This is a genomic window from Kribbella antiqua (genome assembly GCF_004345665.1).
Lineage (GTDB): Bacteria > Actinomycetota > Actinomycetes > Propionibacteriales > Kribbellaceae > Kribbella > Kribbella antiqua.
Genome location: NZ_SLWR01000003.1, coordinates 1 through 22,857, shown reverse-complemented (window position 1 = coordinate 22,857; position 22,857 = coordinate 1). Strand labels below are relative to the sequence as shown.

Genomic DNA, 22,857 nt, shown 5'->3' with positions numbered 1-22,857 from the left:
ATGTAGCGCTTGAGGCAGCGCAGGATCTCTTTCGTGGTGAGGCCTTGGGCGCGCCGCTACGCCAGGACGGTGGTCTCGTCGGGCTTCTTCTCGGCCGGGATGCGATGCAGCCCCTTGCGGTCGTACCAGCTCGTCACACCGAACCCGAACAGTGCGGTCACCACGAGCGCGACGGCCATCATCACCCAGCCCCGGGTCAGGCCGGCGTCACCCTGGGCGTCGTAGTAGAGGATGGAGCGGATACCACCGGTGATCTGCCGCAGCGGCTCGAACTCCGCGAGGAAGCGATAGAAGCCGGGCAGCGCCTCGATCGGCGTGGTGGCACCGGCTGTCGGCACCGCCATCCCGATGAAGACCAGCGTGACGACCAACATGCCGGGCGTACCGAAGACGGCAAGGAGGGCGAGCGCACCGACTCCGGCGACGGCTATGGCGGCCACCGAGTAGAGCCACAGCAGCGGCAGGTGGGAAGCGTCCATCCCCATGATGCCGACCGCCGCCACCATCACCATCGTGCCCATCAATAGGGAAAGGCCGATCATCAGGGTGCTGCTGGTGGCGAGGGTCTGGACCCGGGTCGCCCGGATCAGAGGGCGATGCAGCCGCAGCGGGCCCATGTCGTTGTGCGTGTAGCCCAGGGCGTGGTCCACCTGGCCGCTGATGACATTGGCGGCCAGCATGCCGCACACCACGAGGACAAGCGCGTAGTAGAACGCCGTCAGACCCAGGCCGCTGTGCGAGTCGAGCGGATGCCCGTCCTGGACCGTGACGGCGGCCGGGTCGGCCAGCAGCAGGCGGGCCGCGGCGGGTAGCTTCGCTTGCTCGGGCCTGGTCTGGGTGATCAGCCCCTTGCCTACCTGGAGCGAGGCGCTCTCGGCCGCCGCCCTCGAAGCCGCCCGAGCCAGGCTGGAGCCCACGCTGCCGGCGGACTGGTTGGTCAGCACCGTCAGCGTCGGGGGCGAACCGGGTTCTCGATGGCCGCGGTGCTGGTCAATGCGGTGCTGGTCAATGCGGTAACCGAGGAGGTGAAGTTGCCGGGCACGACGAGCGCGCCGTACAGCTTGCCCTCGCGAGTTCCTCCTTCAGCTCCCTCTGGTCCATCACCTTCCAGTCGATCTTGTCCCGACTTGCGGTGGACTTCTTGATCGACTCGGTGATCTGCGCTCCCAGGTTGACCTGCTTGCCACCGACAGCAGCCCCCTTGTCTGCGTTGACCAGACCGACAGGCAGGTTCTCCAGGTGATCGACCGGATCGATGTTGGCCCCGACGTAGAAGACGGTGAACAGCAGGGCGAGTACGCCCGTGATGATGCCGTTGGCGATCCACACGGGTCTGGCGCGAAGTACGCGGAAGGGGTGGATTCCAGTCATGACTCACTCCGGTCTGGACAATGCGGCTACATCAGGAGGAGCGCGGACGGCGCCATTGCAGGCTGGCCGGGCGCTCACCAAGCGATGGGAGATTTCGGGCAGGTCCGTGAGTTGCCTTGCTGATCGTCAGCTACTCGGGCAGTCCGACCTGGTTCTCTCAGGTCGGCTTGGCTCCGGGCCGGGTTCGGGGGACGACAGTGCGGTCGCCGAAGGTGACCATCGCGTGTACCGGTGTGGCGCTGGCGCGTAGGAGTGTCGCGAGGCCGCGGCGGCCCTGCCGGCGGGCGAGGTCCGGCCCGAGGGTGGTCATCAGGGCGGTGAGGGCCGGCATCGGACGCCCGAAGAGCGTGATCTCCCTGATGTGTGACTTGTCGTCGAGCCGCAGCAGTTGCGCCTCCTCGAACGGCTGGTTCCCCACCCGCGCCCGGTAGGCGAGCGCGTACGTGTCGCCCTGGCCGGTCTCGGTGTGGAAGCGGATGTTCTCGATCGCGGTGAACGCCGAGGCCAGGAAGTCGCGTAGTTGGTCGGATCCCTCGAGGCGGAACTGCTCGGTGAGCGGCGAGCTGAGGACGATGTCCGGGCTCAGGCAGGCGACGGCGGCGTCGACGTCACCGCTTTCCGCGGCGCCGCGCCAGCGCGCGACCGTCGTGGCGGCGGAGTGTGAGATGTCGTGCATGAGCCTCTCCCGGTATGAACGGAGCGTTGGGGGTTGGGTAGGGGTCAGCCGGCCAACTGGTTGAGCTTGCGGATCTGACTGTCGAAGGCCCAGGCGGGAACGAAGCGGCGCAACGTGCTGGCGCGTCCGGCCAAGGTGCCGGCGGTGTAGCGCAGCTTCGGCTTCGGGTCCGTTGCCGCCGCGACGATCACCTTGGCGACGATCGCGGGGTCGTCGCCGTCCTTGATCGCCGCCGCCATCAGGCGGCCGAAGGTCTGTCGCTGCTGTGCGTACACCTGCAGCGGCATGTCGGGCTGCGTGCTGTTGGCCTCGAATCCGGTCCTGGTGTAGGCAGGTTCGACGAGCAGTGCCCGGACGCCGTACTCCCGGACCTCGTGGTCCAGGGACTGGGAGTAGCCCTCGATCGCGTGTTTGGACGCGCCGTAGACGGCCATGAAGGGCGCGGGGATGAATCCCTGGACGGACGAGAGGTTGACGATGCGCCCGCGTCCCCGGGCTCGCATGTGGGGCAGGACCTGCTTCACCATGCGCATGACCCCGAAGACGTTGATGTCGAAGACCGCTTGGGCCTGCGCGATGGAGCTTTCCTCGGCCGCACCGATCGAGCCGATGCCGGCATTGTTGACGAGGACGTCGATCCGCCCGAACCGCTCGATCACCTGCTGGACCGTGGCGGCGGCCGAGGTGTCACTGGCCACGTCGAGGTCGAGGAACGTCACCCCGTCCAGCGGGGTGACGCGCGAGGTGTCGCGGCTGGTGCCGACCACCTCGAAGCCCGCTGTGACCAGCGCGAGCGCGGCTTCCTTCCCGATGCCGGAGGACGCACCTGTCACGAGTGCCACCGGGCGAGTTGTCGTCATCATGAACTCCAGAATCCAAGAAGAAGCGGTGTGTTGTGTTTTCCTACCGACAGGCCGTAACGGTAGACCAGTGAGTTGGAAATCGCAACACACCCGACTAGGGTGAGGTGATGACCGATCCCGACCTACGCCCCGGCATCCGCATGGCCGAGCAACCCTTGGAAGTCCGTCCCTGCTCACTCGCAGGCGCTCTGGAAGTCCTTGGCGAGCGGTGGTCGCTCCTGGCCCTGCGCGAGATCGGCTACGGCGTGCACCGCTTCGCCCGTATCGCGGGCTACACCGGGGTGTCCCGCGACATCCTCGCCGACCGGCTCCGCAAGCTGGAGGCTGCCGGCGTCATCGAACGCCGGCTGTACAGCGAACACCCGCCCCGCCACGAATACCACTTCACCGAGGCCGGCCGGGAACTCTTCCCGGTCATGCTCGCTCTCTCCCAGTGGGGCGACAAGTGGGCAGTGGACACCCCGGCCCTCACCCGCCGCCACTCCTGCGGCCAGCCGCTCGAAGTCGACCTGCTCTGCCACCACTGCGGCGAGCCGGTCACTCGCGACACCATCCACGCCGAACCCGCCGAAGCCTGACCGGCGGCAAATCGGCAGGCGGTTACCCCACGCCGGAGAACTCACGCCAGGCCGTCGAGATCATTCAATGCATACTTCAAGAGGCCGCGCAGATAGGCCCGTTCGTGTTCAGTGCCCGCCCCGTGCATGCCGCTGGTCTACGGATGTTGACGCCGCTCGGTGACGGTCGCTCCGAGCGGGGTGTCGTGCAGTGCTTTCAGAGCCGTGCAGGCTGCGGTCAGACTGGCGTTGTCGAGTTTCGCGACGGTGCTGACGCCGTAACTGCGCTTGATCTGATGGGCGCGCATGGCGAGTTCCCGGCCCCGGGGGTCACGGCGAGCTCCACACGTCGACGGTCGTTGGAAGCGGCGCGTCGATCGACCAGGCCGGTGGCCTCTTCGCCTCGGCCTCCGCGTTCGGACCAGCCGGCACGGTCTCGCGCTGGTACATGCGATCTCTTTGGTGACCGGGTCGGTGCCCGCGTAGAGGGGACGGGCTATGAGCGAAAACCCCGGGCTCAGAGTGGCCTCTGACCGGGGGTTTGGCCGCCTGTCGGAATCGAACCGACGACCTTCTCATTACGAGGAGGAAGGTCACCGTCACATCTGCCGCCCTCAGGCGTGATTCGTTGCAAGGAACCTATCTCCGGTGCCCGTATTTCTCATCCGTATCGAGCAGTTCGCTCCACGAATGGCTCCACGCCGCCGCTACAACTCCCACGTCCGCTGCACCACTCGGACCCACGCATGACCGCGCCGACATCCGTGCCGCCATCAAGTTCCTGACCTGGCTCGACGCCAACAGCTCGACCTGACCGCCGTCAACCAAGAAGACCTCGATCTCTGGCTGACCACCCACCCCACGCTGCCCCGCTCGATCGGCTCCTTCATCCGCTGGACGGTCACTCGGCGCCTGACCGGCCAGCTCACCATCCCCACCAGACGGCCCGGTTTACCGTCCCGGTTCCTCGGTGACCAGGAGCACTACGACCAGCTGAAACGATGCCTCAACGATCAAGAACTTCCACTCGAAGTACGGATCACTGGCGCACTGATCGGGCTCTACGCCATTCCCATCTCCCGCCTCGTCGAGCTGACCACCGACCGCTTCCACCGCGACGGAGGAAGCTCGTACCTCACCATCGAACGCAATCCCGTCCTGCTGCCGCCTAAGCTCGCACACCTCATCGAGGAACAATCGCCCAGACGGCATCGATCCCCACGCTCCGACCGCCGAACGACACAGCAGCAGGCTTCCTACTGCCACGACGGCCGCCCACCCGGCCGCTGAGCCAGGGCAGACTCCAGATCCTCTTGGAGCGCCACGGCCTTGCAGCCATCAGCGCACGCAACACCGCCATGCTCGACGCAGCGACCGAGCTCCCGCCCGTCGTGATCAGCGACCTGTTCGGAATCTCACCCAGGACCGCCTACGGCTGGGCCCGCTACGCACAAGACCGCTGGGCCGACTATCTTGTCGCCTGCCAGGACACTGAATAGCCAGCATTCCCCAGAGGTTTGGCCGGCCGTGGACTGGCCGAGACTCGGCTCCGACTTCCCCGAAATTGGCATGCACGGATGACGGGGAAGCACGCGATCGCTCAGTCCTAATACGCTGGCGCCGCTCACATCTTGGTTTGTAGGGTGTTCGTTCCGCTGCGCAGTCCACAGACCTTGCGAAAGGCGTCGACGTGAACGACGGCAGGCTTGGCGACATCGAGGCCATCGTCCCGGCGTCCCTGGCGGACCGGATCCGCTCGTAGCACTCCGCCGGCTCAGCGTGGCTGCAGGAACTGCCGGACCTGATCGCAAGCTGTGTGACCCAGTGGGATCTCACGTTACTGCCCGCGTTCGAGCCGGGTGGCGATTCGAGCTGGACGGCGCCGGTGAAGCGGAGTAGCGGGGACCTGGCGGTACTCCAAATTACGGTTCCGCTGCCGGTCCACCACGATCACATCCCTGCCCTGCAGGCATGGTCAGGGCGAGGCGCGGTGCGGCTTTTCGCCCACAACCCAGCGATCCGGGCCACCTTGATGGAGTGCTGCGTCCCGGGTATCGACGCAGCGGATCTGGCGCCGGACGAGGCCGATGACGTCGCCGTCGAGCTCCTATCGCAACTGTGGGCGGTCACTCCTCCGGCTTCGGGTCTTGAGCCCCTCACCGCGGCCGCCGTGCAGCGCGCGCGAGTCATGGAAGCTCGTGCCGACCAGTTTGGTGACGTTGTTGATCCAGGGCCGTTCCGCGAAGCAGCCCAGCTGTTCACCTCGCTGCTTGCATCGTCGGCTCGTACTGTCCTGCTCCACGGCGACTTCCATCGCCGCAATGTCCTTCTGTCGGGACGAGGCTGGCTGGCCATCGACCCCTCGTCGATGGCCGGCGACCCGTCGTTCGACGTCGCGATGTTCCTCCAGCACGACATGCACAACCCCGCCACGACCACACGCGTTGACGCACTGGCCGACCGGCTCGGGCTCGAACGCCAACGCACGAGGGCATGGCTGTTCGCTCTAGCAACCCAAGCGGCATCCTGGCACCTGTCCATCGGAGACAGGCCGACGCACGACGCATACAGCCGCGCTGCGTCCACACTGCTGTGATACCGACTCGCTGGAGTTGCCGTCAGGCCGCACTCACCGCGGACGACTCGTAATGAGCAGTCGCCCGTGGATGTAAACCGCGATGACCAAATCAGTGGCTCGGACTGCCTTCGGCTGCCAGGGTTGGTCGGATGCTGCTGATACTGACTGGTTCGAGTTGCTCGGGTAAGACGACGCTGGCCCGCGCGTTGGGCGACCGGGTGCCGGGCGTGGTTATCCATGATCACGACGAGATCGGCGTACCAGAGGATGCGGACACGCAGTGGCGAAATCGGACGACAGAACAGTGGATCCACCAAGCCTTGGAGTATCAAGACCGTGGGCTGGACGTTGTCTTGACCGGGCAGTCCCCGCTCGGTGAGATCTTGGCCTCGCCCTCAGCGCCTCAGCTCGATGGCATCGCGGTGTGCCTAGTGCACGTCGCCGACGAGGAGCGACGGCGACGCCTCGATCGACGAGACGACGGTCGCTGGCCACCCGCAGTCCTCGACTCGTTCGTCGGTTGGGGTGCCTGGCACCGTGGGCACGCTGAAGACCCCCGCTACCGGCCTGACGTGATCATTGACGGTAGCTGGGCGGAGATGGCCTGGGATCGATGGTCAGCATGGACCAAGGAGGATCGCCGGTGGGACACCTACTTACTCGACACCACGGGACGATCCATCGCTCAATCTGTCGACGACCTTGAGCACTGGGTCATGGGTCAGCGCACCGCCCACCGATCCGGACAGCTAGCGCTCTCCAAAGGCTGGGTTGACGTCGAACCCTGATCCGAGCGGGTGCTGTCGTTGCCAACAGGCTCGCCCAACTGCGGCCACGGATCGGCCGGACACGGATCACACCCCTAGGAATAGCGCAGACGCGCGCCGCTCGCCGCGTTGGCCGTGGGGCGGCGAGACGTGCTTGCCTTGAACCCTGTTCCCTTGAGCTTGGTCAGGGAGTGACGGCGAACGCCGCTGCCCGTGGCCGTGACTGCCGGGCTCGGAAGAGTATGGCAACGGTGCGGACGGCGAACATCGCGATGGCGAGCAGGACGAAGGTGGGGGCGATGGCGCTGGTGGTGATGGCGTGGGCGGCCATGAAGGATCCAGCGGCGCGCCGGAAGCCCGGATCGTCTTGCAGGGCCCAGACGAGGGCTACGCGGCTGCCCAGGACGATGACCCAGGTGGCGGCGAACGCCGGGCCGCAGCAGGTGAAGAGCCGGCCGGTGGCCCGGTCGCGGTCCAGAGCGGTGGTCGCGGTGGCGGCTAGTCCGAAGCCAGCGCCGAGGACCGCTGCGGCGGCGTAGATGAGCAGGTCCGCGCCGGTGGCCGGGGCGGTGCGCAAGTAGACCACGGCGATGGCGGGGATTGCGACCAGCAGGGGCACCCATTTGTGCCAGGTGAAGCGCCGGCGGCCGTAGTTGGTGAACAGAACGTAGCCCAGGATCGCGGCGCTGGTGAGCAGGGCTTGTCGCATGGGGAGCTCCTCTGGTCCTTGCTGTCCGGGCAGGGGTGCCCGCCGACTGATCACTATAGATGTATCATAGGTGATATGAATGCTGGAGAGCTGCACAAGCTGGCCTCGGTGCTGCGGCAGATCGCTGCGGCGGCCACCGCCGACCCCGGCGAGCGACCGCAGGCGGCGAGCACCGTGGCGATCGTCGAGGACGTCGCTGCGCACCCGGACAGCTGCATCGGCGACATCGCCGAGCGGACCGGGCTGGCGCAGAGCCTGGTCTCCATTACCGTCGCCCGCTTGAAGGATCGCGGAATCTTCACCGCTGCGCCGGATCCCGGCGACCGGCGGCGCACAGTGGTCACCGTTCGACCCAAAGCGGCCACGGCGTTCGGTCAGCGCGGCAGCCGATCCATCACCGCCGCACTCGCCCAGGCCCTCCCGGACGCCGCGCCAGAACAGCTGCGCGCCATCGAGACCGCACTGGCGCAGCTCGCCGAACAACTGCTGCCGGCCAGCTCCCGGCGGCCGGGCCGAGCGTGACCGGACGGGTCCGGCGGCCAGGCTGCCTGCTCACCATCGTCGCGGCGGCCTGCCTGCTGCTCGCTGCGGTCGCCATCGGCGTGCGCTGGTGGACGGCCAGCGAACTCATCGCTCATCTCGTCGGCCGCTCCGGACAGCGGCATCCACATCGGCACAGCCGCCGAGAGCCATCCGGTGGCCGAACCAACGGCCGATCCCGAACAACACGCTACGAGCGGGAACAATGCGTCGTGACATCGCGTAGTCCGGTCAACAGGCTTTACCGTTCTGGGCGAAGGATCCGAAGATCGGTGCCCGGATTCTCTGCACTAGTTAAGCTGTCGCAGGAGAGGTCAGGTTTCGGTCACTGCGTAGTGCAGGCGAAAGGAGCCGCCGGTGTCAGTGTGCACCGAGAGCAACTGCAATCGAGTCGACCGAGCGGCGCGCCGTCGGCCCGCGGCCGTACGGTCAGGGCACTGGCACCGCAGGCGAGCCGCTCCGTGAGAGCGAGCAACTGCGTGTGGTCAGAGCCGTCCCCTTGGACAACGGTCTAGACAGTAGGTTGCAGGCGGCGAGGGGAGATCAGGTGACCAGGATGAGTACGTCGACCGCATTCGGGGTCGACATCGGTGGCAGCGGGATCAAGGGCGCCATCGTCGACCTGGAGAAGGGCGACCTGACCACGGAGCGGGTGAAGTACCTGACGCCCAACCCGTCCACCCCGGAGCGCGTCGCCAAGGTCGTGGCCCGGCTCCTCAAGGAGGCCGAGTGGACCGGTGAGCTGGGTGCCACGTTCCCGGCCGTCATCAAGAACGGCGTGGCCAAGAGCGCGGCGAACGTCGACAAGAGCTGGATCGGGACCGACGTCGACAAGATCTTCACCGACATCACCCACTGCGACGTGACCGTGCTCAACGACGCCGACGCGGCCGGCATCGCCGAGGCCCGGTTCGGCGCGGCCAAGGGCGTCGACGGCGTGGTCATCCTGCTTACCTTCGGCACCGGTATCGGCAGCGCGCTGCTGCTCGACGGCCAGCTCGTGCCCAACACCGAACTCGGTCACCTCGAGCTGGACGGGTACGACGCGGAAAAGAAGGCTTCCTCGGCGGCGAAGGACAACGAGGGCCTGTCGTACAAACAGTGGGCCAAGCGGGTGCAGCGATACCTTCGGCACGTGGAGAACCTGTTCACCCCCGACCTGTTCGTGGTCGGCGGCGGGGTCAGCAAGCACGCCGACAAGTGGGTGCCGCTGCTCGAGATCTCCACCCCGGTGAAGCCGGCTCAGCTGCTCAACAACGCCGGCATCGTCGGCGCGGCGATGGCCGCGCATGAGAAGTCGACCGACTAGGCCGGGCTACAACCCGAGCTCGGCGCGAGTCGGGCTTGGGTTGGTGTCTGACCAGTGTTTCCGCTGGTCAGAGTGGAGCCGCCCGTCGGAATCGAACCGACGACCTTCTCATTACGAGGAGGACCGTCGGCGTCACATCCGCTCTCTACCAGTGGTTTGATCAACATCGCCGCTCTCAGCGGGCGCGAGATTCCCCATGCGTGTCCGCCAATTCGTGCCACGAGTGATGCCACGCAGCACGGCCCACAGGGCACCCAAACTTGCCACGGTGTGAGCGCCCCAGGCGTCACCCGCCGCGGAACTGTCAGTCGACTACGCGGCGACCGATCGGCAGCCGTACGCAACTGGCGCGACAGGCTTGAGACAACGGAACGGCCGCCGGGCGCCACGGCTATGGCGCTCGCGGACCCATGATCACTCACGGTTGCCGGCTGATCGACTGCGGCCTTCGAAGCGTGCAGATGGGATGGCCTCCGACCTGGCGCAACTTGCAACTCCGCACGCCCGCGCCCGGGGGCGACTGACCGCAACGTTACTGACGGATTTGTGGAGACATCTGGGTTGTTTGGGCGGAGACTGCTGGTGTGGGTGGGGGGCCAGGAGCGCAGCTGTCGGGCATCGCGGGCCGTGTCGAGGAGGGGAAAGTCCTCGCGGCGGCGATCAGCGCTGCGGCCGGAGAGCAGCCATGTGCGGTGTTCGTGCATGGTGAGGCCGGTGTGGGCAAGACGCGCTTGGTGCGTGCGGTGTGCGACCAGGCGGCGGCGAACGGCGCGGCGATCCTGTGGGGACGCTGCGTGCGGTGGACACGCCCTACGTCGCGCTGATCGGCGCGGTGGAGGGCTGGCTGGAGTCAGCCGAGAGCGCCGACCGGTCGACTGTCCTGGATGCGGTGCCTGCGGCGAACGAGCTCTTGCCTGCACTGAGCGGGCAGCCCACGCGCAGCATGGTCCGCCTGCTGCCGGTCGTCGATGGGCTGATTCAGGCACTCGTCGCGGTGCGCCCGACGGTCCTGGTCGTGGACGACGTGCAGTGGGCCGACCTGGCTTCGCGGGACGCGATCACCTATCTTGTGGCCGGGTTCCGTTCTCAGCGATTCGCGGTCGTGGCGACGTACCGGGACGAGGAACTCGCACCTGGCGACCCGATGCACGCCTGGCTGGCCGATCTGATGCGGCTGCCTTCGGTGTCGTCGCTGCACTTGGACAGGATGAGTCGCGACGAGACCGAGCAGCAACTGTCGATGCTGTTGGGCGGTAGGCCCGATCCGCACCTGGTGTCTGAGGTGGTCCGGCGCTCGGCCGGTAACCCGTATTTCAGCGAGTTGCTGGCGCGGGGGCTCACGGTCGCCGATGAGGATCTGCCGACCGGCTTGCCTGCTGAGCTGACCGGTGCGCTGCTGGCTGCCTGGCAGCGGTTGCCCGCGACCGCGCGGGAGGTGATGCGGCTGCTGGCCGTCGCCGGGCGACCAGTCACGTCCGCGGACTTGATCGAGGTAGCCGCGTCGCGTGGCATCGGAGCCGAGGCGGTGACGGGCGCCCTGGTCGAAGCAACGCAGGGCGGGATCTGCGTGGCACACGGCGGTGCGATGTGCTGGTTCCGGCATCCGCTGCTTGCCGAGGTCCTGAACGCGACGTTCGTACCGGGTGAGGCGGTGCCGATCCACGCGGCCTGGGCCAAGACGCTGGAGGCCCGGGCCGGTAGTGGTATCGATGGACTCCAGCGACTGGGTGACCTAGCCCGTCACTACGAGGGTGCCGACAATCCGGCAGCGAGCCTGGAGGCCTCGCTGCGCGCGGCGGACCTCGCAAAGCAACTCAGGGCCCTGCCCGAAGAGGCGGTCCACCTCCGCCGCGCAGCGGGCCTGTGGCCGACCGTGCACAATGCAGGCACACAAGCGGTGGATGCTGAGCTCGATCTTCTCGAGCGCTGGGCCTTCGTGTCGAGCCTGGTCGGAGGTGGCGAGGAGACCCTCGCAGCCTGGACCCGCTCGTCTCAGCTCGTCGACGAGGGCCGAGACCCGCTTCGGGCAAGCCGAATCGTGCGAAAGATCGCAGGCTATGAGTGGATGACTGGCCGACGCAGCGGCGAACCGTTCGACGCGTCCGAGCGCGCCGTCAAACTGTGCGAGCCATACCCGGACAGCCCCGAGTACGCCGCCGCATTGGCCGACCTCAGCGAGTGCCACTTTTGGACCGACTCGATTGAAGCAGCGCAGCGTTATGCCGAGGAATCCCTTCAGGCGGCCCGTCGATCAGGATCCCACGAAGCGTTATCAAAGGCCTACATCGCCCTGGCCGACGCATACATCCGGGACGAGCGCGCCGACCACGACTCCGCCGAAGGTGTGCGCCACGCCAAGCTGACCGGCGACTCAAACGAGGTCACGGACGCCCGGAATATCAGAGGGGGCTACCTGCTGCTTCGAGGCCGCCTCGCCGAGGCAATTGAGATCGAGGAGGCCGCCCTTCGGCAGTGCCTGGACCGCGGCGAGTCGAACCTGGCGTCCTTCCACGCCGCCATCGTGGCTCGAAATCTCCTCATGGTCGGACGACAGTCGGACGCCGACCGTGCGGTCCGTGAAGGCCTGACCCTCGCTAGGGTGCCGCACAACAGCACTCACGTCCGACTCGCTGCGGCCTTGCTGGCGGTGCGCTGCGGACACCTTAGCCGAGCCCGCCTGCATCTACAGCGGGCCAAGGAGCTGATACCCGATCTTGAAGATCGACCTGAACTGACTGCACCGCCGGTTTTGGCCGAGTACCTGGTCGCCAATCGTGAGCCGGATCGTGCCCTGGAGTTGCTCGCGCGGACGATGGTCGTCCAGGGCGTTGACCCCCGGATCATCGACGAGATGCTGATGTGGGGCGCACGATCGGCTGCCGAGATGGCCGAGGAGGCCCGTGACAGACGAGATCACGCGCGCATCACACACGCCGGAGAGCTGCTCGATAGGATCGTCGAGATTCGCCACGGGCTGCAACCCCCACCGTTCGAGCCACTCGCCGCCGAGGACCTGATCCTGCCAGCGCTCGAAGCGGTCTACGCGGCCGAGACCGCACGCTGCCTGGCCCAGTCACCAACCTCCGCTCTCTGGGAGGAAGCGGTGCAGCGATGCGCGGCTGCCGGGCTGCAATGGGAAGAGTCTGTCGCCTCCCACCAATGGGCCCGGGCCCTCCTGTCCGAGGGCGCAAGCCGCGCGGTCATCGCAGCCCCGCTGCGATCGGCGTACGGTCTGGCCGGCGAGATGGGTGCCAGCCCACTGCGTCGCGAGATCGAAACCTTGGCCGCGCTGGCCAGGATCTCCCTTGGCGAACCCGAGTTGCCGGCCATCGACAAGGTCCCCAGCGCCTTCCAGGCCCTGACCAAGCGCGAGCAGGAAATCCTCTCCCATCTGGTAGCCGGCCGGACCTACGCCGAGATCGCAGCCGCGTTGTTTATCAGCAAGAAGACCGTCAGCGTGCACGTGTCCAACGTGCTCCGCAAGACCGGTACCACGTCCGGACGCGAAGTCGCCACACTTGCCGGCAGGCTCGGCTACCCACCCGGCCAACCGAGCTAACTGGGCCGCGTCCTAAGGACTTCGGCCCAAAATCTGAGTCCAAGTACCGATGCCCGCCCCGCTCCTTACAGCGGACAGTCAGTGCCATGTCCGACAACAAAGGAGTGGATTCCAATGATGACCAACCTCGACACCAGTCCACCACTGCCCGTCCTAGACGACGCTGTTCCTGCCCGTGCTGGCCGCGGCTGGAAGTGGGATGTCGCGGCGAGCGCTGCGGAGTACGCCGCCACGGAGCCGTCTGTTCGTCCCCCAACGGTGGTTGTTGGAAGCGCAGTTTGGCGGTGGTTCCAAGCCAAGCGGCCAGAGCTCTACCGTCCCCTCTCGCTGTCTGAGGTAGACCAGAGATGGCAGCTGGCGCAACTGCAGTACGCGCGCCGGTGGAGTGGCGAACTGGTTGTGGCGCATGAAGCCGGACACCGCCTGCACGAGGAGGTACCTGGTCTGGTGGCCACGGCTGTTGCTGCCGTCGTCGAGGCTGCAGCATCCGGCACACCGCTTCGCCTGGATCGCGTGCGGGTCCAGCAAAATGGCGGGTCAGTTCGGCCAACTTCGGCCGCTGGCTAGGCGCGTCAGAGGTAGCCCGCAGGCCCTGCAACCGCTGCAACCCAGGACGGCAGCAGCGCCACGTGAATAGCTGACGCTCCACCGGTAGCAGGTCGTCCATGCCTTGCCGCACCTGCCTGTGATCCGCGAGCAGATCTGCGACACATGTCCGCCAACTGATGCGCGACAGGCTAGAAGCCTGGGCGACCTCCTGGCGCGCCGGCCAACGCACGCACATGCCGATGCGAGGGCGACGGCAGGCTCGGCCAATGTGCCGGGATAGCCTGAGCCGTGGCGCACGAAGCGACAGTGATCGACCAGGGTCCCCTCGCGTACCGAGACATCGAGTTGTCCGGTGATCCTGATCTCGAACACGGGCTCCGACACCTCGGCCTCGAACCCGCGGACACGACATTCCGGCTCCTTGAAATCCCGGTCGCGGCCATCGGTGAGACCCGCTTCATGGCGACCTGGACGTGGACTTCACAACCAGTGATCGATGCCATGAGTGCGGGCCACGAGTTCCCGCCGATCGTCGTCTTTCGCACGCCTCTCGGTTGGAATCTGATCGACGGCGTCAACCGGTCCTACGCCGCCTGGCACCTGCGGCTACCCACCCTGCGCGCCTACGAGTTGATAGGCGGCCCGGCATAGGTGCTCGGATCTGCCGCGATCCGAGCTCACTGACATGCCGATGTGCGCGCACCATTGTCTCCGCCTCACGGCCCTGCAGTGTGCTGGCGGGCAGCACCATCAGCGCAACCCGGTGGGTCAGGTCCTCGGGCATTTAATGGGGGAGGACTATGTCGGTAGGCGGGGCTCGTTGCTGTCCGCCTCGACGTGCGGGGGTGACCCACGATGGCCCATTGCGGCATTGGTTTGCGCTGGACAGCCGTGGCATTGATGGTGCTCGTGGCCGGCTGCACCGCGGCTGGTAAGGGCGTGGCACCTCCGTCCACGCCGGGGGCCACCGAACCGCCGGGGGTCGCGTCGCGGTTTCCCGAGCCGGGCACCGGCCCTCTTCTCCCGAACCGGCAGGCCGCGCTGCAGGCCGTTTTGGACCGGGCCGTCCGCGACCACGCCTTCTACGCCGGCATCGGAGCCCCCGGGGTGACCGCAGCGGTATTGACCGATCAGGGTTCCTGGATGGGCGCCGCCGGCAAAGGCGGCGACGGGCGGGCCCTGGTGCCGGAGGCGATGATGGGGATCGCCAGTATCTCCAAGACCTTCACCGCGGCCGAGGTGCTGCACCTGGCCGCCGCCGGGCGGGTCGACCTGCACGCGCCGATGTCCAGGTACGTCCAGCACCGGTTGACCGGCAACGGCGCCACCGTCCGCCAGGCGCTCGGCATGCAAAGCGGCATCCGCTACCACGAGCCTGACACCCGGGCCATGCTCGCCGCCGTGATGGCCGATCCCGGTCGGCACTGGACGCCGCAAGACGCCCTGGTGTATCAGAGGGCAACGCCGTTGGCACCCGGTGGTGGCCCCGCCTACAGCGACGCCAACTACTGGCTGCTGGGCCTTCTGGTCGAGAAGGTCACCGGTCGATCGTTGGCCGAGGCGCTGCGCGCCGACCTGCTCGACCCGGCGGGTCTTGACCGCGTCGCGGTGCAAGACGCCGAACGACCCACGCCACCACTGGGCGCGCCACCCGGCCGCCTGCGCCTAAGACCTGACGGCTACGTGCCGTGCCGGGCGCTGGCCACCGTCGGCGGCGCCGCCGGAGGCATGGCCGCCGACGCGTCCACCCTGGCGCGCTGGGGCTACCAACTGTACGGGGCACGCCTGCTGCCAGCCGAGACTGTGCACGCGATGATGACCCAAGACACTCCCGGCACCGTCTTCCCCGGGATGGGGTACGGCCTGGGCACGATGCTGTTCTACACAGTCGGGACCGAGACCACCGTCGGACACACCGGAAGATCCCCGGCCTACAGCACCATGCTGGCCGTCATCCCATTCCGACACCTCGCGGCCGCCATCCTCATCCCAGACCCAGACCGCGACACCGCGGCCATCATGCAGAACCTCTTCGCGGCCCTGCGCTAAGCGTCCTGAAGCCCCTACCAGAGGACGCGGACGAACGTCCGCATCTGCCGCCGACCGCGCGCTCCACGTCATCACCGACGTGCCATGGTGGACCCGTGTACATGTACGACGGCCCGCCGATTCGGAACGTATATGAGCCCACCGGAGATGAGATCCGAGCCTGAGCGTACAGCGGCGCCCGCTTCCCTGAGCAGGACTGGGACATCTTCATGGCCGAACCGGAGCACCTAGAGCTACTCGTTCGGCTCGTCGAAGATCCGGCCTGCCCTGCACGACGATGGCTACTAGGCAGCCTCTACTGCACGGTCGGCCATACGGACCACACTGACCCACGGATCGCGGCGGCGATCGGCGAAGCGGAGCGTTCGACCGAGCCCTGGCTCACCACCTGGGCCCGCCGGTCGAGGCATGTCCTCGAGAACCCGGAGAACTTCGACCGCGACGACTGGTGTGGCTCGGACACCCTCGCGACTCGACCGGTCGACTAACAGGACCGCCCTCATCTGCCGCCGATAGGAGAGCTTAGGCGTCTGGGGTCGCACCAAACTAGCCTCTGCCTATGAGCGAAGCATTCCGGGCCGAAGGAGTGTGGCGGCCGATTGAATACGCCGAAGCGTGGGCGGCGTTCGACGCTCGCTTCGACTTCAAGCCTGACTACTACGAGCGTGATGTGCCTGCCATCCGGCTGCCTGACATCTGTGTAGTGATCGACCTCGCCCCTGTCTTTGCACACGAGGGCGCTCCGTTCGCGGCCGCCGAAGCGGCGATCACCGCGGCTGCCCTCCGGAACTTTGTTTGGCTCACCGACGAGGAAGAGTTGACCGCGCTGGACTGGCAGCACACCGCATACCGCTACTCGCCGACCAAGCACGCTCTCGCGGACGTCGGATGGCCCGTCCCGCTGTTCCCGAACGGCGACTACTACGTCCACACCACCTCGGACCTGCGGTGGGGCACGTTCGCACACCCGTGGCAGCAGTCGCTGACCGTCTGGGGCGAAGAGCTGGTGCGCACCCTCGGGGCGGAACTGTTGACCTGGCTACCGCGCCACGCGCAGAGCCGGTAAACGCACGGATCTGCCGCCGATCGCGCGGTCATGCCGATGTGCGGATGCGGTAGCTTGCAGCTGATTGGCAGTTGCTGCAGGATCATTTCATCGCCGCCGGTAGGAGTGAGGCAGGCACTTTCCTGCTTGTCCGACGGGGCGGTGCGGCAAGCGGAGGTCGGCTGCCGGGGCGCCATCGAGCGTGCACTCGATCACTGAGGGCTGGCGGCAGGTTACTCCACGGAACGGCTGCGAAAACGCTCCAGCTCTGACACCGGTAGGCGGGTCCCGGCGGCTTTGAGCAGCGAGACGACATCCTGCGTGCGTCGGTCGAGCCGATCCGCGAGCACGAACGCCATATCGGCCACGATTGCCGTTGCGAGGCGTTCGTGGCGGTCCAGGCGGCCTCGGACATCGTCCGCACGCCACTTGATCATTCGCACCGCAGAGCTCGCCCGGGCTGTAGCAGTGCGCGAGGCGGATGGCACGAACACCGAGAGCTCGCCGAGAACCGACCCGGGGCCGAGCGTCGCGAGGATCCGGCCGTGTTTGAGGACCTCGACACTTCCTTCGAGAATGGCGGCGACGCCGTCTGCTGGGTCGCCTTCTTCAAAGAGCGTCGAGCCGGCTGCCGCGTCGCTCATCGTGGTCTCTTGGATGAGCTGGTCCATGTCCTCGTCAACGACGAGGCGAAACGGGCACAGGTCTCGAATCGCTGCTGGTCGCTCCGCATTCAAGCGCGTTCTCCGTGAGTGTCGATGGGATCGGCGAGAACGATCCTGGGACGCGAGGGCAGGGTCGCTCGGCACCACCTTAGCCCTGATCCTTCATGAGATGGACGTTGGACGTTGCGTCTACTGGCCGCCTTCGCGTGCTCTTGGGCGACGGTTGAGGGTGATTTCGGATTCGTATGGATCGCCGGAGCGGCCATTCCGAGTGTTCGGTGGGGTGTGCAGCCTGAGGCGCGCCACGACCTGGTCGCCACCGCGTCCCACCTGCACTCGGACCGTGCTGTTACCGTTCAAGTCGCGAGTTCCTCCTGGCTCGAGAATCCGTCGCGTCGAGAACGTCAGAATCCCTGCCAGGAGGGTGAGCGTCCGCGGATGCTCACCCACGAGTGGCCTCAGTCCCGTGAAGGATCAGGGTTGGGATCATGGGTCGACAGGAGGCGGTGATGGGTCGGGGTCGATCGAGGTTCATCGAGCGTGCGTCATGGCTGTTGCGGCTCCCACTCGAAACTCCAACCATCCCGTTCGAGGATGTGCGGAGCGGATGCACTCTCTGGTTGAAGCTCGACTACCTGCTGCCAAGCGGATGCACCAAGGATCGGATGGCGACGAACATCGTCGCGTATGCGATCGCATCGGGCGAAGTGTCTCCCTCCACCATCGTGGTTGAGGCGTCGAGCGGGTCGACCTCGATCGCGTTGAGCATGGTCTGCGCCACCGTCGGTGTGCCGTTCCGGGCGTACATGCCCAAAACAGTCAGCGGAGAGCGGGTCTTGATGATCCGCCGGCTCGGTGGCGACGTGGTTCTCACCCCTGCTGGGCAGGGCATGGATGGAGCGGTCGCTGCATTGCTCCACGACTCAGGCACAGAGGCGGACCTATATGCCGCCCGGCAGTTCGAGAATCCGCGCAACGTCTTCGCGCATCAGCACACGACCGGACCCGAGCTCATCCAACAGGTCGGCGTCCGGCTTGACGGCTTTGTCGCCGGTGTAGGCACTGGCGGCACGTTGATGGGCGTGGCGCACGCATTGCGGGATCACGGCTACGACACGATCATCGCTCGAGCGATGCCGACTGCGACGTTCACTGCGGACGGCGACCCAGAGGTCGTCGGTGGGATACCGGGCATCGTCGAGGGCATGAGCCGGCTCATCGACCCTGACGCCGTTGGACTCGAGGACCCGGTGCTGGTCCCGGAGCCGGAGGCAATGGCTACAGCGCGCGAGTTCGGTCGTCGCGGCCTGGGCATTGGCCCGTCGAGCGGGCTCAACATCGCCGCAGCGCGGCGGCTTGCCGCCCGCCTTGGCCCCGGGCACCACGTGGGCACAATTCTGCCAGACCGTATGGAGCGGTACTTCTCAACTGCCTTGTTCGACGACGTGACAGCGGAGCTTTAGCGCGCTCGCGGACACCACGTCGTGGGGTGCTCTGGCCTACTCGTCGAGGAGCGAAGTGTGGAGCTCCCGCTCCGGCAAGACTTGGATGAAGTACTCAACGCCGAACATCTCTTGGAGGATCGGATCGGGGAACATTCCCGGATCGATCGGATATTGAGTGCGATGTGCGGCCGTGGCGCGGATCTTGTGGCCGACGAAGTCCGAGACGTCGATGCACGTGCTCACTCGGGCGTCGATCTGATCCCCGGAGGGAAGCGATCTGGTCCGGAGGAGCTGGGCCTGCTCCCCGCGTCCGTCGATGGGGACGGGTTCAGATGCCAAGAAGGTCAGGCTTGTGACGTCATCCACGGCAACCACATGCGCGTTGCGGGGCTGGCCCGTGGCGATGCCAACTTCTCCGATGAACTCCCCCGGGCCCGACCGGTCGACCACTCGCACACGACCGTCCTCGCCCTCTCTCCGGATCTCCACGTGACCGGACAGAAGAAAGTACATCATCGTCGCGGCCTCGCCCTGTTCGATGATGTAGGAGCCGGATGGAAACCATTCGACGTTGACGAAATCCCCCGCATATCCGAGCGCGGTCGTCTCGCTCGAGAAGACCGACAGTGCGCGAACGAAGTCCTTGGTGCCTTTGAAGCGGGTTGTCAGCTCGACGACCCACTCAGCCAGGCGGTCGCGCAGTAGCATCCTGCTTCGCGGCGGGTGGCAGTGGAAGAGTCGGATCGATGTGGCGGATCGCATTTCGTAGCAGGCCGCGGTGACCGCTGCTCCTACTGCTATGTGGTCTGGATGACCGGAGAATCCGTCAGGCCCGAACGTGATCACCACATCGGGATCGATCTCGCTGAGCAGCTCGGACGCGAGCTGGACCAGGATCTGACTGTCGATTTCGGAGAGCCCGCCATCTGGATACTCGAGACATCTCGTCTCAGTCAGCCCGAGCTCCTTTCCTGCCGCATCAAGTTCCTTCTCCCGAACTGCTCTCAAGGTCGCCCTGGTCGCCGCGCTCGCGTCCCTGATCTGGCCGGCTCCACCCTTGGTAAGCGAGATCACGCGGACCTCGGCGCCGGCACTCGCGTACTTGGCGAAGGTGCCGCCGGTGCAGAGGGTCTCGTCATCGGGATGGGCGAAGATTCCCAACAGACGCGGAGGCTGCCGACTGGAAGCGTTCACTGAGGTGTTGTGCGCCACGATTACCATCGAATCTTCTCGTAGGTATGACCTGAACCTGCGGATCGGCTACCTGGTCGAGGCGCACAGTAACTTCCTCGCCGGAGCAAACGAGCGAGCACCGGCGTTGGCGCGCCGGTGAGGAAGGTGACGCCGGTGTTGAGGTAGTGGCCGACGAGGCGGCGAATTCGACGGCATTTGGATGAGATCCTAGCTGAGGGTGCCGGCGGATGTTGGCCGCGGCGTTGGAGGCCGAGGTCGACCCGGCCTCCCCGGAGCGAGCCGGCCAGGCCGAGATACGCGCGCGCCCAGCGTGCTCGGCCGTCGTTGGTTCTGCCGGACCACTCACTCGGCAGACGTCAGAAAGCGGAAGCGGTACGACGTCCGCGGTGTAGGCCCAGCATGTGCGGCAGGCCGGAGCCGGCGATGGCCAAGGTCCTCCCGACGCGTCCGAGCAAGGATGGTTCCGGCAGGGGAGGGAGCGCACCCGTGACGTCCGCCAAGTTCACGAAGTACGCCCGAACCGGGCCGATCCCTTCGAGGTCCTGAGACACCTCGTGCGCGGGACCGGGCATCGGGGTGTTTCCGGTGTGGTAGAGATCCTCGGACAGGAGCAGGTACTCGGGGATCTTGACAGGGTTCTTGAGCAGCCGATGGACGAGGATGACGTCGATTCCGACGAGCTTGCGCCGCTGCCTGATGGTCTGGGTGGCGACCTCGCCGATGTGCGCGACGAACTTGAGCTTCAGGTTGTTCGCCTGGGTGCAACTGTTGCACGGGCACAGGTTGGTCGCGACATAGTGCCGCTCGATGTGGAACGCCCGGTGCATGGCCGTGGCGGCCTGGAGAGTCAGGGCGACCGTTGCGTCACTGTCCAACGTGTCGGCCTGATGAGCGAGAAAGGCCGCATCACCTTCGATTTCGATCAGGTCGAAGTCGGGCACGGCATCGATCACCTTCTCCAGAAGCCGCGCGGTGTTGACCTCGGCATGCGCGAGGCTCATTCGATGGGATCGCATGTACGCGGTGTAGCCGCCGATGTCAGCGATAAGGAGAAGCGAACGCCCAGACGTCATACAAGACCTTACCAAGACCCCGCACTGTCGACGTGGAGTCGAATGCATCCGAACCCACGCCCTAGACGGGCCCGCGGGAACCTGAGCTCCGGCTATTCAGGCGGTTGCTCAGGGTCGTCACGGGGCGTGAAGTGGTCGAGCATCGAATCAACCACCACCCCCGCCTCGCGGGCGCTCGGCGTGTAGCCGAGCACGACTGGGAGGAAGCGGTCGGAGCGCAGGGCCTTCAGTCGGAGCTCGCTGGTGGCTCGCACGGTGGCGGTCCGGCGGATCCGCCGGAGCAGGGCGATCTCTCCGAACCCCTGCCCCGGACCGAGCGTTGCGACGACCTGTCCATCCCCGATCACCTCGGCCTCGCCCGACTCGATCACGAAGTAGTGGTCCCCGACGTCGCCCTGACGGAAGACGACGTGACCAGCGGGCACGTCCACCGGTTCCAGGCCTCGAGCGAGCTGCTCGATGGCGGGCAAGGGCAGGACGTTCAACATGGCCACCCTGTGCAACATGTCGATGTCGTCATCTCGCACGCCGATGGACCGGTCCATTCCTCGCAGCCGCTGCCATGACGCCACGGCAAGGACCGGACAAAGCAGACCGACGGTCACGAGCGCAGAACGTACGCCGGCCCCGTCGACCACCAGCGAGGCGACGAGCGCTCCGACCCCGATGGACAGGGCGACCACGCTCTCCAACACTCCGAAGACCCGCGCCAGCACTTCGTCTGCGGCCAGTCTGGCCAGGAGCGTGAAACCTCCGAGATCGATCAGCGAGTTCCCGACGCCGACAAAGGCCAGCAGGCCCAACGCCGCGACCTGTTGTGGGACGACGCCGATCAGCGTGACCGGCATACCCCAGAGGGCCACCCCAACGGCGAACCACGCGCCGAGGCGCCGAGTGCCGACCAGCAACGACGCGGCGAGTGAACCTAGGACTGCACCCGCCCCGATGGCAGCGGTGAGGATGCCCACGCCCGGTTCGCCGGTCTCCAGCAGTTCGATGGCGACCACCACGTTGAGTACGGTCAGCGCCCCTCGGGTGAATGACTGCGCCGCTGCAAGGCCCATGATGAGTGCAAGGTCGCGGTTCAGGCTGACGACTCGAATGCCTTCGACGGCCGACATCCAGTTGGCCTCTCTCGGGGCAGGTGGCCGCGGAGGTGCGTCGTAGTTCAGCCGCAACAGCAAGGCTGCAGCCCACAACGAGGCGCCCGCAGCCACAGCGAACACGACTGTCACGCCGGTGAACTGCAGCAGCAACGCTGCCAGCAGCGGACCCATCAACGTCGCGGCGGCGTCCAGCAGCCCACGGACCACATTGGCGCTGGCGAGCTCGTATCCGGTGTGGCAGAGCGACGGGAGCAATGCGGAGTGCGCGGGTCGGTAGAGCGTGGCAGCGATGGTCGACAACGCCGCCAACACGTACACGATCTGCGGCGGTCCGCCCACGCCCACGACGACCGCAGCCGCACCGGTGACGACACCACGCAGCACGGAGACCAGGATCAGTACGCGCTCTCTGCGGCCCTTGTCGGCCAGCGGCGACAACAGGGGGGTCAGCATCGCGGACGGGGCCATGCGAAGGAGCCCCACCAGCCCGACGGCTGTCGCACCACCGTCCCGGTAAGCCACGATCCCGAGCCCCACGGTGAACGCCCACTCCGCCGTCCATGCTCCGAGGAAGCTGAGCTGGGCGCGCCGTAGGTTGGGGTTTCGGGCGTTGCTGCTGAACGCGCCCGCGGCATTGCCCAGCCTGCCCCGGAGTCCCTTGCCCGCCATCTGGCGACGATACAGCGCCGTGCCTGGCATCGCGCGACGCAAACGCACTCACATGCCGCATTCCGCTCATGCCGCGATGCGCGCTCATGCCGATGAGCGCGCTTTGCCATCCTGCCGATCACAGAGCATCGAG

21 protein-coding genes are annotated in these 22,857 nt (G+C 66.6%); 11 read left to right on the top strand and 10 right to left on the bottom strand.

Going from position 1 to position 22,857, the window contains the following annotated elements; genetic code table 11:
- Positions 1 to 56 precede the first annotated feature (56 nt).
- From EV646_RS09535 to EV646_RS09525, 4 genes are all read right to left on the bottom strand, one after another.
- Positions 57 to 944: a DUF3533 domain-containing protein gene (locus EV646_RS09535; protein ID WP_199236912.1), complete on the bottom strand. Its 888-nt coding sequence runs from the start codon at positions 942 to 944 to the stop codon at positions 57 to 59.
- A 61-nt stretch (positions 945 to 1,005) separates the two neighbouring features.
- Complete coding sequence (locus EV646_RS40575) at positions 1,006 to 1,371, bottom strand: YhgE/Pip domain-containing protein (protein WP_199236911.1); 366 nt, start codon at positions 1,369 to 1,371, stop codon at positions 1,006 to 1,008.
- 157 nt (positions 1,372 to 1,528) lie between these two features.
- Positions 1,529 to 2,047, bottom strand: a complete 519-nt coding sequence (locus EV646_RS09530) for a nuclear transport factor 2 family protein (protein ID WP_132146258.1) — start codon at positions 2,045 to 2,047, stop codon at positions 1,529 to 1,531.
- Between the two features lie 44 nt (positions 2,048 to 2,091).
- Positions 2,092 to 2,910: an oxidoreductase gene (locus EV646_RS09525; RefSeq protein ID WP_199236910.1), complete on the bottom strand. Its 819-nt coding sequence runs from the start codon at positions 2,908 to 2,910 to the stop codon at positions 2,092 to 2,094.
- Positions 2,911 to 3,017: 107 nt separating this feature from the next.
- Between EV646_RS09525 and EV646_RS09520 the strand changes: the two genes are divergently transcribed.
- The gene (locus tag EV646_RS09520) at positions 3,018 to 3,488 is read left to right on the top strand and encodes a winged helix-turn-helix transcriptional regulator (RefSeq protein WP_241995681.1); all 471 of its coding nucleotides are present in this window, start codon (positions 3,018 to 3,020) and stop codon (positions 3,486 to 3,488) included.
- A 137-nt stretch (positions 3,489 to 3,625) separates the two neighbouring features.
- Here EV646_RS09520 and EV646_RS38805 read toward each other — a convergent pair whose 3' ends face one another.
- Positions 3,626 to 3,775, bottom strand: a complete 150-nt coding sequence (locus EV646_RS38805) for a hypothetical protein (RefSeq protein WP_158290929.1) — start codon at positions 3,773 to 3,775, stop codon at positions 3,626 to 3,628.
- A 1,508-nt stretch (positions 3,776 to 5,283) separates the two neighbouring features.
- On the opposite strand from EV646_RS38805, the gene EV646_RS09515 reads away from it, so the two are divergent.
- Positions 5,284 to 6,063, top strand: coding sequence for an aminoglycoside phosphotransferase family protein (locus EV646_RS09515; protein ID WP_277875097.1), 780 nt, complete (start codon positions 5,284 to 5,286; stop codon positions 6,061 to 6,063).
- Between the two features lie 933 nt (positions 6,064 to 6,996).
- On the opposite strand, the gene EV646_RS09505 is transcribed toward EV646_RS09515, so the two are convergent.
- Positions 6,997 to 7,521, bottom strand: a complete 525-nt coding sequence (locus tag EV646_RS09505; RefSeq protein WP_132146249.1) for a hypothetical protein — start codon at positions 7,519 to 7,521, stop codon at positions 6,997 to 6,999.
- Positions 7,522 to 7,596: 75 nt separating this feature from the next.
- On the opposite strand from EV646_RS09505, the gene EV646_RS09500 reads away from it, so the two are divergent.
- The 8 genes from EV646_RS09500 (at position 7,597) to EV646_RS09465 (ending at position 16,593) form a co-directional block, all read left to right on the top strand.
- Complete coding sequence (locus tag EV646_RS09500) at positions 7,597 to 8,043, top strand: MarR family winged helix-turn-helix transcriptional regulator (protein WP_132146246.1); 447 nt, start codon at positions 7,597 to 7,599, stop codon at positions 8,041 to 8,043.
- A gap of 574 nt (positions 8,044 to 8,617) precedes the next feature.
- Complete coding sequence (gene ppgK / locus EV646_RS09495) at positions 8,618 to 9,370, top strand: polyphosphate--glucose phosphotransferase (protein ID WP_132146243.1); 753 nt, start codon at positions 8,618 to 8,620, stop codon at positions 9,368 to 9,370.
- A 584-nt stretch (positions 9,371 to 9,954) separates the two neighbouring features.
- Positions 9,955 to 10,194, top strand: a complete 240-nt coding sequence (locus EV646_RS09490; protein WP_158290927.1) for an ATP-binding protein — start codon at positions 9,955 to 9,957, stop codon at positions 10,192 to 10,194.
- A gap of 320 nt (positions 10,195 to 10,514) precedes the next feature.
- Positions 10,515 to 12,929, top strand: a complete 2,415-nt coding sequence (locus EV646_RS40570) for a LuxR C-terminal-related transcriptional regulator (RefSeq protein ID WP_277875096.1) — start codon at positions 10,515 to 10,517, stop codon at positions 12,927 to 12,929.
- 837 nt (positions 12,930 to 13,766) lie between these two features.
- Entirely contained in the window at positions 13,767 to 14,129 is a 363-nt protein-coding gene (locus EV646_RS09480) for a hypothetical protein (RefSeq protein WP_132146237.1), read from the top strand.
- A gap of 249 nt (positions 14,130 to 14,378) precedes the next feature.
- Positions 14,379 to 15,527 (top strand): serine hydrolase domain-containing protein, encoded by a 1,149-nt coding sequence (locus tag EV646_RS09475; RefSeq protein ID WP_241995812.1) that lies wholly within the window; start codon positions 14,379 to 14,381, stop codon positions 15,525 to 15,527.
- Positions 15,528 to 15,736: 209 nt separating this feature from the next.
- Entirely contained in the window at positions 15,737 to 16,015 is a 279-nt protein-coding gene (locus EV646_RS09470; RefSeq protein ID WP_132146231.1) for a hypothetical protein, read from the top strand.
- A gap of 71 nt (positions 16,016 to 16,086) precedes the next feature.
- The gene (locus EV646_RS09465; protein WP_132146228.1) at positions 16,087 to 16,593 is read left to right on the top strand and encodes a DUF2716 domain-containing protein; all 507 of its coding nucleotides are present in this window, start codon (positions 16,087 to 16,089) and stop codon (positions 16,591 to 16,593) included.
- 212 nt (positions 16,594 to 16,805) lie between these two features.
- Here the strand turns inward: EV646_RS09465 and EV646_RS09460 are convergent, their stop codons facing one another.
- Positions 16,806 to 17,309 carry a Crp/Fnr family transcriptional regulator gene (locus EV646_RS09460; RefSeq protein WP_158290925.1) on the bottom strand — a complete coding sequence of 168 codons (504 nt, stop codon included), beginning with the start codon at positions 17,307 to 17,309 and terminating at the stop codon, positions 16,806 to 16,808.
- A gap of 416 nt (positions 17,310 to 17,725) precedes the next feature.
- Between EV646_RS09460 and EV646_RS09455 the strand changes: the two genes are divergently transcribed.
- Complete coding sequence (locus EV646_RS09455; RefSeq protein WP_132146222.1) at positions 17,726 to 18,700, top strand: pyridoxal-phosphate dependent enzyme; 975 nt, start codon at positions 17,726 to 17,728, stop codon at positions 18,698 to 18,700.
- Between the two features lie 36 nt (positions 18,701 to 18,736).
- Here EV646_RS09455 and EV646_RS09450 read toward each other — a convergent pair whose 3' ends face one another.
- The 3 genes from EV646_RS09450 to EV646_RS09440 form a co-directional block, all read right to left on the bottom strand.
- Positions 18,737 to 19,903, bottom strand: coding sequence for a PIG-L family deacetylase (locus EV646_RS09450; RefSeq protein WP_132146219.1), 1,167 nt, complete (start codon positions 19,901 to 19,903; stop codon positions 18,737 to 18,739).
- A 329-nt stretch (positions 19,904 to 20,232) separates the two neighbouring features.
- Complete coding sequence (locus EV646_RS09445) at positions 20,233 to 20,892, bottom strand: DUF2652 domain-containing protein (RefSeq protein ID WP_199236909.1); 660 nt, start codon at positions 20,890 to 20,892, stop codon at positions 20,233 to 20,235.
- A gap of 149 nt (positions 20,893 to 21,041) precedes the next feature.
- Positions 21,042 to 22,724, bottom strand: coding sequence for an MFS transporter (locus tag EV646_RS09440; RefSeq protein ID WP_158290923.1), 1,683 nt, complete (start codon positions 22,722 to 22,724; stop codon positions 21,042 to 21,044).
- Positions 22,725 to 22,857: the final 133 nt, after the last annotated feature.